The sequence below is a fragment of the Paenibacillus sp. GQ49 genome, from assembly GCF_059759055.1.
In genome coordinates, this window is the sequence record NZ_JCAXEL010000011.1 from 180103 (window position 1) to 194237 (window position 14135).

The 14135-nt window shown below is 44.3% G+C and carries 7 protein-coding genes; 2 read left to right on the forward strand and 5 right to left on the reverse strand.

The features are described 5' to 3' along the window. Positions 1-415: 415 nt before the first annotated feature. Complete coding sequence (gene cyoE / locus AC6CIF_RS19650) at positions 416-1345, forward strand: heme o synthase (protein WP_036608378.1); 930 nt, start codon at positions 416-418, stop codon at positions 1343-1345. A 125-nt stretch (positions 1346-1470) separates the two neighbouring features. Here the strand turns inward: cyoE and AC6CIF_RS19655 are convergent, their stop codons facing one another. The 3 genes from AC6CIF_RS19655 to AC6CIF_RS19665 all read right to left on the reverse strand — a co-directional run bounded on the left by AC6CIF_RS19655 (position 1471) and on the right by AC6CIF_RS19665 (position 6830). Next, positions 1471-3240, reverse strand: coding sequence for an ABC transporter ATP-binding protein (locus AC6CIF_RS19655; RefSeq protein WP_498201241.1), 1770 nt, complete (start codon positions 3238-3240; stop codon positions 1471-1473). After that, entirely contained in the window at positions 3237-4982 is a 1746-nt protein-coding gene (locus AC6CIF_RS19660) for an ABC transporter ATP-binding protein (protein WP_498201242.1), read from the reverse strand. Before AC6CIF_RS19660 ends, AC6CIF_RS19655 begins: the two co-directional genes overlap by 4 nt. 612 nt (positions 4983-5594) lie before the next feature. Next, positions 5595-6830 carry an MDR family MFS transporter gene (locus AC6CIF_RS19665; RefSeq protein ID WP_498201243.1) on the reverse strand — a complete coding sequence of 412 codons (1236 nt, stop codon included), beginning with the start codon at positions 6828-6830 and terminating at the stop codon, positions 5595-5597. 140 nt (positions 6831-6970) lie between these two features. Between AC6CIF_RS19665 and AC6CIF_RS19670 the strand changes: the two genes are divergently transcribed. Continuing rightward, positions 6971-8737: an ABC transporter substrate-binding protein gene (locus AC6CIF_RS19670; protein ID WP_498201244.1), complete on the forward strand. Its 1767-nt coding sequence runs from the start codon at positions 6971-6973 to the stop codon at positions 8735-8737. Between the two features lie 78 nt (positions 8738-8815). On the opposite strand, the gene AC6CIF_RS19675 is transcribed toward AC6CIF_RS19670, so the two are convergent. Together AC6CIF_RS19675 and AC6CIF_RS19680 are read right to left on the reverse strand one after the other, a co-directional pair. Continuing rightward, positions 8816-11443, reverse strand: a complete 2628-nt coding sequence (locus AC6CIF_RS19675) for a PAS domain S-box protein (protein WP_498201245.1) — start codon at positions 11441-11443, stop codon at positions 8816-8818. A gap of 271 nt (positions 11444-11714) precedes the next feature. Continuing rightward, positions 11715-14096 (reverse strand): polyprenyl synthetase family protein, encoded by a 2382-nt coding sequence (locus tag AC6CIF_RS19680; protein ID WP_498201246.1) that lies wholly within the window; start codon positions 14094-14096, stop codon positions 11715-11717. Between the last annotated feature and the right edge of the window lie 39 nt (positions 14097-14135).

Consider the following 14135-nt stretch of genomic DNA (forward strand, 5'->3'; position numbering starts at 1 on the left):
TTAAAAATAACCTCAGCTTTCTCTTAAGAAAGTAATATCGGAGATTTACAAGAACACACTCTAACAAAACAAAACCATTAAAGATATCTTATATCTACAATAAACAAAACCTAAGCATTTTGCAACATATATCTTTAACTACTTCTTCAATCCAACCTGTCTGAGTTGAATGAAAGATTATTTACACTTACACTACAATGACAGAAAAAACTTTAAATCACTGTTATACCCGGATTTTTCGATTTTCTCCTGTAACACAGAAATAATTATTTAACAATTAAAAACAACCTTGTTTTTAAATTGTTCACAATCAAATGACATTATTTTAAATACTAAAACGTTAATTAAATCACATAGTGTATTGAATGGTATAATAGCAACATAATATATAAGTATAGATATAGGAAGTGAGTTCTTGAAAACATTGAATAATGGTTCACAGACCAATATCAGCCTGGAGTACAGCTCGATTCCGAAAGTTTTCTTCGATACGATCAAAATCGGAATCATCAAGTCCAACCTGATCGCCATGTTTGCGGGTTTAAGTTTGGCTTTATATGTATTTGATGCTTCAATCTTAGCTAATATTGTACCAATCATCCTTTCCTTTATTGGGTCTTCTCTCATTATTGGAGCTGCAGGGGTGTTTAACAACTTGTATGATCGTGATATCGATGCGATCATGGAACGTACGAAGAAACGTCCTACCGTTACGGGACGCGTAGATACCAAGTCGGGTCTAATTCTCGGTATTGCAATTACCATCATCGGGGGCATCATGTTGTACATCGCTTCCCCATCCGCTGCTGTATTTGGTATTTTGGGTCTGTTGCTTTACGTGTTCCCTTACACGATGTGGACCAAACGTACAACGATCTACAACACGGAAGTGGGAAGTCTTTCGGGTGCTGTTCCTCCGCTCATCGGTTGGGCAGCCATTTCACCGGAACTGGGTCATTTTGAGATCTGGGCATTGGTTGTTACGATGCTCTTATGGCAAATGCCTCACTTCTACGGGATTGCGATTCGTCGTTTTGACGAATACAAAGCTGCTGGTGTTCCCATGCTGCCCGTTGTTAAAGGCATCAGACGGACATACATTCAGACAAATGTGTATCTGGTACTGTTATTGATTTCCAGCTTTTTATTCTGGCCGATGAGTCCATTTGTCGCTATTGTGGCATTTCTGGTTAGCTTGGCCTGGCTCATTCTTAGTGTGGCTACCTTTGATAAGAAAGAAACAGAGAAATGGTCCAAACGGATGTTTATCTTCTCCATTAACCATATCACTATTATCTTCCTGGTTATCATTGCGTATTCCTTGATTGCTCAAATGATGAGATAAAAATATTCCATCGTTACACTCGATATAACAATAAAAAAGCCTTACAGACCGTACTCTAAAATGAGTCGTCTGTAAGGCTTTTTTGCTTTTTTTGCTTTCTTATTACTTTTTTAAAACTTTCAAAGCTACCCGACTTTCGCGGGGGTTTGCTCCCCTTGCCATAGCAGCTGCATCTCTTCATTGGTGGCAAGCAATTCGGCCAAACTTCCCTCGGCTTCAATGCGTCCATCTTTCATCACGATAATGTGATCTGCTTTGGAAAGTGCTGCCCTGCGGTGAGAAACTGCGATGCAGGTGACATCCGGCTCTTGGAACAGCCCTTCCCATACTTGTTGTTCTGTCTCCACATCCAGTGCACTGGACAGGTCATCAAAGATAAACAGGTCCGCCTCCGTCATTAACATGCGTCCTGTGGCCGCGCGCTGAATCTGCCCGCCTGAAAGCATGACTCCTCTTGGACCAACCGGGGTCTCAAGCCCCTGATCCAGATGTTTGATATCCTTCTCCATCACAGCCAGACGAATGGCTTTTTCAAGCGCTTGCTCGGTGTTCCCCTGTTTGCCCTGGACGATATTTTCTTTCAACGTATCACTGAACAGTCTTGGTACTTGCGGGGTATATGCGGCTCTAGGCGGCATCAGGAACGTGGCTGGATCAACAGCTTCTCCATTCCAGTGAATGTCCCCTTTTTGCTTGGGTAACAGTCCAAGAAGTGTTCGTACCAGCGTTGATTTACCTGATCCAATCCGTCCTGTAATCACAAGAAATTGTCCACGTTCCAGTCGGAAACTGATCTCTTCTATGCCATTTGCAGAATTCGGATATTGATAAGTCAGCTTATTCACCTCAAGAGATTGCAACTTCTCCTTAGGGTCCCTCTGTTCACTTACAAGCTCCGGCGGATCTTCATACAGATAGATTTCCCTCGAATCCATGATCTGGTCTTCTTCCCCTGGGCGAAATAGCTTACGCATACGATCATAGGATACCTTGAGCCTTTTGTGCTGAAACACCATATAACCAAACAGTGAAATGCTAAATCCGATATTGGCCAGATAACTGGTGAATAAGGCAAAATCACCTACGGTAAAATTCCCTGCTTTCATCTCAGCTGTACACATCAGTAGAATCAATCCGGTACAGATACTTAGAACATGCTGATTCATCGATCTCATCCACTGCTTGAACAGATTGTCTCGAAGTGCAGCCTGGCGACGATCTTCATTCAACTGGTTAAAACGTGTAGAGACATTCTCTTCGGCCTGACCCAGTTTCAGGGCTTGCACTGCTCCAAACGTTTCCGCAATAAAACTGGTAATTCTCCCAGTCGATTCGCGATTAACCTGTGCATATTTCCGAGCCCGATTTCCGGACAGATTGTTAAGTAAGGTCACGACCACCAATGGCAGCACAGCAACCAACGTGATCTGCCAATTAATGTTCGCCATAATGACGATGGACACAACAGCAAAAACAAGCCGTCCCCAGAAGTCTACCCATGATTCTACATACTCGACGACTTCATCCACATCATCCCGAAAACGACTCATCGCCTCCCCTGGTGAAGCCGGAAGATTACGCCCAGGCCAGCGCATGATCGCTGCGAGCATGTTGGTTCGCAAAATCGCCTGAACATGATACAGATACGTAACCCATGCATAAAAGGCTACAAAAAATGTGCCCACCCGTGCCATTCTGACTAAAGCAATAAAGATAAGCGGCACAGCAAGCCACATGTAGTCATTTGACCCCACTGTTGTGCGATCAAAAAACCATTGCATTCCAATACCAATGGCTAGAGGTAAGGAGTGAAATATACACCATAACAATCCGTTGATTATAAATAACAAAGGCCTGAATCGGAACAAACGGCCTATAAATCCTGCTACAGTCATGCCAATTCCTCCTCTCTGCCTGTAATTAGCAGTCTGGCATAGTGAGATGCCGGGTTACTGGCAAGTTCTTCTCTCGCTCCAAATTCCAGTACCTTCCCATCTCCAAGCACCATAATCCGGTCCACCTTCTCCAGCGTAGCCAGTCGATGAGCAATAATCACTCCGGTGGATTGTTTCATTAACTGGTCAATTGCAGATTGCAGCATACCCTCGGTCGCAGCATCTAGACGTGATGAAGGCTCATCCAGAATAACCAGACTCGGTTCGGTCAGGAATACGCGGGTTAGGGCAAATAACTGTGCTTCCCCTGCCGACAATGAAGCTCCACCTGCTGCCAGATACGTATCGAGTCCTTCTGGTTGTGAATTAATCCATTGGCTAAGTCCAAGGCGATCCGTCGTCTCCTTGATCATCTGATCCGATACATCCCCATTGAATAGCGTAAGATTATCACGCAACGTGCCATCAAACAGCTGCACATCCTGTGTCACCATACCCACCCGGCGATAGAGTGCCTGTAACGAAAGCTTTGTGATATCCGTTCCACCTACACGAATCGTACCCCGATCCAGATTATACAGCCGGAGAAGAACACGACTAAGACTCGATTTGCCGCTCCCTGTGCGACCGATGATTCCCAGACGCTCACCAGGCTTAATAGCAAAAGTAATGTCATGCAATACCGGTTTATCCTGGTTATAACTGAAGTGCACCTGACTGAATTCCAATCCAAGCGGTCCTTCCGGCAATTGCTCCTCTGTACCCTCTTCAATCACACTATGCATGGACAACAGCTCTCTGGAGCGCAACATGCCTGATTTTGCTTTTTGGAACTCCTGCACCTGATCTCCAAGCATCTCAATTGGATCATTCAGCATCTGTGTATATTGATAGATCAGAAATAATGTTCCGATACTAATTAGACCTTCCATATAATAATGCACACCCAGCAAAAGCACCGCAGTGACCGCCAGAGCAAACAGAACTACGGTGGTATTCCACGGAATAACCCGTAGCAGCCAGGCTTTTCTCCCCTTAAGGAATACCGTGCGCATTGTGCGGTAAAAGCGGTTCATCACATACGGCACATGACCATTCGCTTGCACATCTTCAATCCCAGCAATACGTTCTTCAATTAATCCGAACAGAGAGGCACTTGCCGCACGTTCATTTTTGGAAGAGTCCACGCCTAGATTTCGGATAAAGACCATGAACAGGATCGATAATAATGTGAACACGGTCATCACCAAAGCAATGGGCACATTAACACTGAACATGAATCCGAGAATTCCGGCCAGCAGCACAAAACTCCCGATCACTTGCACAATGAACATCGCGAAAAAATTGGAGATACTCGTTACGTCTCCATCCACACGTTCAATCATCTCTCCAGGTGTTTTCACATTATGAAAACGCATATCAAGACGCAGGCAGTGCTTCAGCAGATCTCCGCGCAGTTGATTCGTGGCCCGCCAGGCCACGTCGTTCCCCAAATAACTGACCGCTACCGTAATGAGTTGATTAAACACGGCGACAACCAGAAATATTCCTGCGAGCTGAACAAGATTGGTGAGGACTCCCCCACTTGCTGCTGTATCGATAAATCGTTTGATAATCTGTGGATTCAAAAGCTGAAGCCCCGTTGATGTGAGCAACATGATTAAAAGTAAGGCCAGCCGTCCTTTAACGGGTTTTAGATAACGCAGCAGCCATGACATGGAGATTTTCTCTGTTTTGGGCACAAGTCCCACCTCTTTATCGGTTTATTTATATCAAATGAACTAAAGAACATTACACTGTAACTACGATGACAGAATAACCTTCGCTGTTACCCCCACTAGGATGAGTCATACATAATGACATTAAAATCGGGATTTCCCGCCCATAATTGATATGTAGAACATATGTTGACCATTGTACATTCTCCTTTTTAACAAGTTAGTTTTTATAAAATAACGCTCCAAACGCTCCTTTCCATGTGAACGAATTGGGTGGAATGCATGCAAAAAAGCCATAGATGAACTAATGTTCATCTACAGCTTGTAGCCAAAAGAGATCGAATGAAATGCAAAGCATTTCCCGTATCTCCTCTGCATCGCAATAATGATGAGCGTCCACGACAGAGGTGCACAAACATGACTGTCCCAACGCGATCATTGCAAAAAAATTGGATTAATGTCACTATGCTCATGCGTATTCAGTTATCGATTTGAAATCTGTATAGGCATAAACATAATCATCATCCCACCCGTTTCACATATTTGTTGTTTATTGTATTCGCTGGACTAACATCCGTCAAGATAATTTTAACTGAATTGTTATTTAATTCATGTCATTAACCTTTTCTATTCTCGCTACACATTCAAAGATGTGGACTCGGTTTGCTTCTCTCTAACAACAAGACGCCTATGTGCGATCAGAAGAAAAGGTACTCCCAGGGCAGTCGTCAGTGCAATCGGTAGAAAGACAGCAAGCCCATTCTCCGCTCCAAATTGACTTAACAGCAACCCTCCCATGACAGGAGCAATGACACTACCGATATTATTGAATCCGATGGTCCCGAAATACGTTCCTTTCCATTCCGGCTTTGCAATCCGGTCAATGAGCATATCCATCATGGTGAACAACAATACTTCCCCAATGGTAAATAGTATGACACTCATCATCATCATGAGTACACCTTCAGCGATACCGACCATCATCAGACTGGTTGCGACCAGCAGGTTACCCACAATCAGAGGGACAAGCGGTGGGAAGTTTCGGAAGGTTCGCACAAGAGGATACTGAATAATCAGTACCGTCACGGCATTCAGGGACAGCATATACGAGAACATCTGGCTTCCATTCTCAAAGATTGGGCTTCTCGCCAAGTACTGTGCCAACGTAGAACTGAAGTGTCCGTAACCCAGCACACAGAATGTGGTACCGATTAATACCGGCAGAAATACCCGGTCGCGACCGGTGGTCATCAGTGCTTCACGCAAACGTGGTGCGGTTGCCTGATGACGCTCTGGCAGATTGGCATGCTGTAGCTTGAATTGCAGAAATAATACAAATCCATAGGCTATGTATACCAAGCCGGAGATCACAAACGGAAACGTCGATTCAGATGATCCCAGCTGAAATCCGATAATTGGCCCAAACACCACGCCGAGATTAATTGCAGCATATCTGAGGTTGAACACCAGCAATTTGTTCTCCGGAGAAGTAATATCCGATAACAGTGCTCTGGAGGTGGGCTCAAATACTGCGCGGCATAATCCGTTTAACGTATTGGCAACAAAGAACACCCATAGATGCTCTGCTGCTGAAAAGATAAAAAACACACCTGCCCAGCTAAATACCGAGATTAACATCACGATTTTTCGCCCGATCCGGTCCGAAATATAACCTCCATAAAAACTAACCATGACACCTGCCAGCGAGCTAACGGCCACAGTAATACCAGTCTCGGTCGGTGTAGCATCTAGTACACGTGTCAGATAGATGGATAGAAACGGGATACTCATTGACGTCACAAGACGTCCAAACATGGTTCCGATAATGATCGTCCATGCCAAGGGGTGAATTTGCCTTAAATATTGCTTCATGCGAACTTCTCCTATTCTGACTGCTCCAATGCGGGGTGATTTAACTACCTCTACTAATGTATAATTGTAAGGATAAAAGGGGGAAAGAAAAGTGTAAACATATGATCACACTTTTCACCTTTAATAGAGGAGTCATGGCCATGGATACCCTGCATACACACTTTATAAGGCTCGCTGGGGCGGAACAACTTTCATTCAAACTTCATCAACCTGTAGCGGTAACGATTGACAGCCTGTCCGCTGCCTTGTGCTGCACCCCTCGCAATGTGAAATTCATTCTCAGAAAATTGGAGGAACAAGGCTTTATTCATTGGCAGCCTGGGCGTGGTCGTGGACATCATTCGGAGTTAACGATGCTACGTAGCATGAATCAAGCGTTGGAAGCGAGTTTTACCGAACTTTTGGGTAAAGGCAAAATGAAAGATGCCATTGAACTCATCGGAACCGTTCAGATGGATGATACATTGCGAGAACGGCTCATGCTCTCCCTCCATCAACAGATGGGATTCCACAGCCACGATGAAACTGCCTCTGGTCAGGATATTCTGCGCATCATGAGATCACGCCAGTTAGGTGATTTGGACCCAGCCTTTGTGTATACTGCATTTGAAACCTACCTATTAAGCCAGGTCTGTAATACGTTGATCACTTATGATGCCAAGACGGAATTATTCCTGCCAGCACTGGCTCACATGTGGGAGTGCAGCGAGGACCATCGCTTATGGACCTTTTATCTCCGAAAAGGTGTACGTTTCCACAACGGCCGTGTCATGACGTCCCGGGATGTGCAAGCGACGTTGCAACGATTGATTGATGTACACAGTCCGTCCATCTGGTTATATCGGGATATTCAACGTTCGGAAGTAGCTGGTGATTACTGCATCAAGTTTGTTCTATATCGTCCTAATCGGTTTTTCTTGCATCTGTTCAGTTGTATTCGGATGACAATCTTGCCCTACGATTACAATGTAGCCAATACATTGATAGGTACCGGTCCTTTTCAGATCTCTGAGCTGAATGAAGATGTGCTGGAGCTTGCCGCTTTTGATGCGTACTACGGCATCCGGCCACATCTGGATCAAGTCCATTTCTGGTTTGTGCCTGACCTGAGTCCAAATGATCGCTATTATGAGCTACCCGGTACAGATCGATTGAGTCTGGCAACAGGCTGTGATCAGACGAACAGTATCAATTATCCGGCGCTGGGTTGTCAGTATATGCTGTTCAATTTTCACAAGGAAGGCATCCATCATCATCCCTTATTTCGACAAGCCCTGCGTATCGTCTATGATTCGGTCGCGCTTGTCCGAGATCTCGGTGGGAATCGGATCACACCGGCCAGCAGCTTTCTGCCGTGGAAAAGTGCAGCCCAAGACTGGACCGTTGCCTCTCTTGAGCATGCTCGTGAATTGCTGCATAACTGTGGGTACAAGGGTGAGACGGTAACATTATCGTATAAACATAATAAGGATGCAGACGTTGCGGAGTGGATTCAGCGTCGGGCAGCGTCCATCGGTCTGAACATCAGCATGCAGGCCGTTGTGGATTATTTCAACTCAGAGGAAACCACGAACGCGCAATTGATCCTCGCTGAAGAGATACTGGAGGAAGATTGGCAGTACGGCATGATTCACTTTTTCAAAAACCTGTCCAACCATTTTCATATGTGTATGTCTCCTGCATTCCAGTCTCTATTGGATGACAAACTGGATCATTTCGCAACGCTTCATCGGGCAGACCGTACTGCGCTCCTGGATGATGCTGAAGCCTTGCTACGTGATCACTGCTGGATCTTGCATGGCTGTCACATGAACAAGCAGGCTGAACTGGATCAGAGCATCTTCGGCATGCAGATAGCAGAATTCGGTTATCTGGACATCTCCAAATTGTGGATCAAAAATCCTTAGAGATTTGTGCACAAAAAAGCTGCTAGCCTATTTACAATAAGCTAGCAGCTTTTGCTCATGAATCCATTTTCAGGACACTCAGAGATTATTTTTGATGTAATAGGTCTCCAATGCTTGCATAATAGATTCGATTTTAATCGGTTTGCTGACATACGCATCCATGCCTGCCTTCAAGCATTTATCCATGTCACCTCTTAACGCATTTGCAGTTACCGCAATAATGTATGGACAACTCTCGGGGTGCAAAGCATTTTTAATCGCTTTTGTCGCTTCGAATCCATTAAGCCTTGGCATATGCACATCCATGAAGACAATATCATATGAAGTGTGTTTGACCGCCTCGACTGCCTCAACACCGTCCGCCACACGATCCACGAAGTGCCCTTTTTTCTCAACGATTCTGCTAAGGACGAGTTGATTCACCTCATTGTCTTCTGCAATTAAAATTCGTAAGGCTGATGTTCTGCTCTTCTGCTGCTGTTGATCCAACCTGTTGCTCTCTTCACCGTTATTTAATTTAAATTGGGCGGTAAATATAAATATTGTACCCGGTTCATCCGATTCCTCGATCCAGATCTCACCCTTCATAAGCTCCACCAGTTTCTTGCTAATGGCAAGGCCAAGACCGGTACCTTGAGGTTTGCGGGTCATAAAATTCTCCAGTTGGTAGAAAGGTTCAAATAATTGTTGTTTCCTCTCAGCCGGAATGCCAATGCCCGAATCTTTTACCTGAAAATAAAGCTGCACGTTATTGCCGCACTGCTCCTTAACTCCCACTTTAACTTCCACGCCGCCTTCTGAAGTGAATTTGACTGCGTTACCAATGATATTGGTAAGTACCTGTTTAAGACGATAAGCATCACCATACACCGGAGTTGGAATAGCATCTTCTACGCCCATACGAACATCCAGCTTCTTTTCACGAGCCAGTGGTTTTACGATCTGCACCGTCTCGGTCACGATTTCTACGAGATCAAAAGGATCATCTACCAGATCGGTTTTGCCTGATTCGATTTTGGAAAAATCAAGAATATCATTAATGATGGCCAGCAAAGAATCTCCACTCTTCTGGATGATTTCGATATATTCCTTCTGTTCCCCGCTAAGTCCAGGAGTATCCAGAAGCAAATCCGTCATCCCAATTACACCGTTCATAGGTGTGCGGATTTCATGGCTCATCATCGCCAAAAATTCACTTTTGGCCTTATTCATTCTCTCCGCTGTTTCTTTGGCTACCAGCAGTTTTTTCTGCTCCGTAATATCCTTCGCAATCAGGTAAAACCCGACATTGGATGTATTAATAATAATTGGAGCAAGCGTAGCCAAGACTTCTGTCTCAGATCCATCCGTGTGCCGAACAGCATTGATTTCCTTTTCAGCCATCTCATAATTACTGCCCAGAATCAGACCCAGATTACTGGCTCCGATAAATCTGCTTATGCTTGTACCAATCATTTCAGCCACGGGACAACCCGTCATTTTCACCGCTACTGGATTTGCATTCATAATATTACCGTCCATGTTAAACGAGATAATGGCGTCATGATTGTATTTCTTAAGTGAAGTGTATCGCTCCACAGATTCCTGCAATTTAAATTCGATACGTTTGCGTTCAGTGATATCCTGAAGTGTTCCGTTCAGCTGAACTGGCTGCTGATATTCATCGAGCGTGATCAGCCCACGCAAGTGAAGATACTTCTCACTTCCATCAGAGCTGATGTGTTTGTATTCAAAATCAAGCGATTTTCCTTGTTTTACCCATTCCATTTGTTCTTGTAAAGAAGCTCTGTCTGCAGCATTCATAACTTTAAAAACATCATTTGCACAGTATGATTTACGGGTGCGTTCAAGTTCAAAAATCTCAAAAATCTGATCGGAAAGTGCGATCTGGTCTTTGACCATATCCCACTCCCAACTGCCAATTAAAGCGATGCGTTCAGCCTCTGCACTGATGTCTTTATGTTTTTTTCGTTCGGATACATCTCGTCCAATCGAAAGAATCTGCTGTCCAAGCTCAGCATCACCAAAGACCTTGTATGTGGTCTCGAACCACAGATAATGTCCCTCTTTATGACGGACCCTGATATTCAACAGATTTCCTTTAGTCAAGTCCATCTGTGAGATTCGTTCCACATCTTGTGGGTGGAAATATGCATCATTATTTTGACCAATCACTTCTTCTGGCGAATAACCCAATAAATGTTGGACTGAGGGAGAGCAGAATCGACAAACGCCCTCCTGATCAGCAATATAGATGATCTCCTGAGCATGATCTGTAATCAGTTTGAACATCTCTTCACTATGCAGAAGTTTTTGTTCAGACATTTTGCGGTCAGTTATATCAACAATATGGCAAATGAAGTAAAGAGGTTCATCCGTAATTTCGCTACGAACTAATGAAACATGCAATGAAATCCATAAGATGTTACCATTTTTATGGATATAACGCTTTTCATATTGATACTCTTTAAATTTACCTTCGAATAGCTCGCAATTATAGATCACATCTTGTGGTGAATCATCCGGATGCGTAATATCCTGGTAGGTGAGCTTCGTTAATTCCTCATACGTAAAACCCAGCATACAGCAAAATGCGGGGTTCACTTTTCTCCATTCTCCTGTCGGAGCAACGAGTGCAATTCCAATAGGTGCTTGGTTGTATATCTGCTCGAACAATTCGTGATGGTCGACCTTTTGAACCTGCATTGTAAACTCTCCTTTTGGCATATAAACTCATGTTATAAATAGTCGAAAGTTAATTTTAATTGGAAGGAAGTTGTTCCACAAAGGATCGGTTCGTTTTAAAACCACAGTACCAGCTTAGTACCCAAAAATTGAGTTATTGAAACATATCTTTTCAAAAGTTTGGTGTCTACAAAGTCAAACAAGGCCTGGAATCCATCCATATGGAATCCCGACCTTTGTCATTATATATCATTATAAGTCATATGCAGTAAGGCATCGCGAGAAAAATGGATTAGTGCTCGCGGCCAACAAGATAATCCAATAAATGTCTCAAAAATGGAATAGGTTTCGGCATCTCGTTCATTGCATCTGTAGCAAGACAATAATGCTCCCACATCGCTTTCTTCGCGCCTTCATCACCCAGAATAGACACAAAGGTTGAATTGTTGTTCCGCACATCCTGACCTGCAGGTTTCCCAAGAATGAGGTAATTTCCCTCGAAATCCAGCAAGTCGTCCTTGATCTGGAAGGCGATCCCTGCATGATAAGCGAACTTTTTCAGCGCAGCCATCTCCGGTTCCTTCACTTGGGCAAGTATCGCTGGCATGACCAGGGCAGCTTCGAAGGCAATGCCAGTTTTGTAAAAACAGATCATGTTCAACTGCTCCAGCGTCAATGCTTTACCTTTGGAGTTCAGATCCATGGCCTGCCCCATACACATATCCTCTGCTTTTTCAGCTGAATACTGAATGAGCGTGAGCACGGTTGCCGCATCAAAGCGATTCAATGAGGATTGCTCTCCAATCGCCTTCTGAATGAGAAACAGACCCGTAAGCTCTGCTGTGGCACTATTGTGTACCTGGTGCAGCGTGGAACGTCCACGTCTTGTCGAAGCATTATCCTGCGTAGGCAGATCATCAAAGATCAGGGAAGCGGTATGCATGTACTCCAGCGATCTTAGCAGCGGAACGATGGATGACTCAGGTAGACCATACTCGCGCACGCCCATAACCCAAGTTAATATCGGACGTAGCCTTTTTCCGTCTCCCTGCAAGCTGTAATTGGCCGCATCGATCAGCGTTTCTTTCATCTCATGAAGGCCACCGGGCTTCGCAATCTGCAACTCCACATTAATCTGTTCGCGAACTGTTCGAATGGTCTGCTTGAACTCGTCTTTCTCCTGCTTGTCTTTTTTCAATTGAAGCACGACCTGATCCCGTAACAATTTATCAAGGAAATCAACGTCATCTGCTTTTCGCACCATCTGTTGAACCAGTTGATTAAATTCAGGCTGCCCGGAGGCAAAGATCGTCATCACTTCATCATATTTTTGCTGTCCCAACCTTTCTTTACAACGCTTCAGCCCGTTGATGGCACGATCCAGTATGACCTCACGGGTCTTGGCATCCGAGTTGTACACATCATGGATTAGATGAGAGATGACTGCCCAATACAGTTCATAAGGATTAATCAAGTCGGGACGCAAATCTCGATACTTCAAATAGTACGTATATGGAGTTACTGCCCCTTCTTCCATATCGTCAAACATATCGGCAAAATCATCAGCCAACTGATTATATATCCCGTAATAGAACGTCCGCAGATCAAATCCTTCATCCACTGGTGCACTGAGAACAGACCGGACGATTAATCGGGAAGAAGAGGATTTGATAATAATCGGAATGTACAATTCTTCATTGCTATAATTCGCATTGGCTAATTTCTTGTTGCGATCGATCTCCTGAGACTGAAAGAACACATAGGATTGCTCTAAAAACGTGCGCTGTTTCTCTGGATGCTGGTAGTTCTTGATGTACTCAAATGCTTCCCGAAGCTCGGAATGTACATATTCAATTACTTCAAGATTGCTGCCTTTCCACTCTCCCAGATCAGGTACGACCCCGGTAAGAAGTGCATCACGTATCATCAGGGAATATTGTTCTTTTTCCTGAACAGTCAATGCTTGAGAATCCAGCAGATCATCCACAAATGGATATGTCAAACCGTACGAATAACCAAGTCTAATCGCCGCATCAAATCTCCGCGTCCGTTCTTCTGGTGGTGTCTGCTCGTTCATCTCATCGTCCACATGAAGGACAACGCCGAGAATGATCTTGATGAGCTTCCGCTGCGCCTGCTCTGCATCCAGCTCCTTCGGGATGTTGGATGCTACATTCTTTAATTTGTTCATCACCCAGATGACAGCTGCTTCAATGTGCTCCTTCTGTCCCCACCGGTACAACGCAGCCAGACTGATATAATCAGGCTGTCCTTTGCGCCCAGTAGCGGAGCCCATAAAGTATTTTTTGGTATTCTGGACAACGTGCTGAATTCGGGCCTGCGTACCCGGAGAATCAAGGGCTTGCCCCAGATCCCGCATATAAATATAGGAGATACTCCGATCCAGGTAATCATCCAGCTTTCCTGTAGTATTCAGCCAGTGGATATATCTATGAACATCCCGGGGATCCGGTTTTCTTTTGCTAGGTGATAAAAGAGAAAGCCAGGCAAAACGATGAATATGTTTTTTTTGCCATACATGAATATCTTGGGTAAGTGCTGTTGTATACGTATTATCGTTAAGTTGCTGCCTAAGTGAAGTAAAATACTGAGATGCTTTCTGCTCAGCTAGCCGATATCCTGCATCAGCCTGTTCTGTAAGTACGTTATTCATAGGGTGGATACCTCAACTTCTATTAATGTTAAACATGTA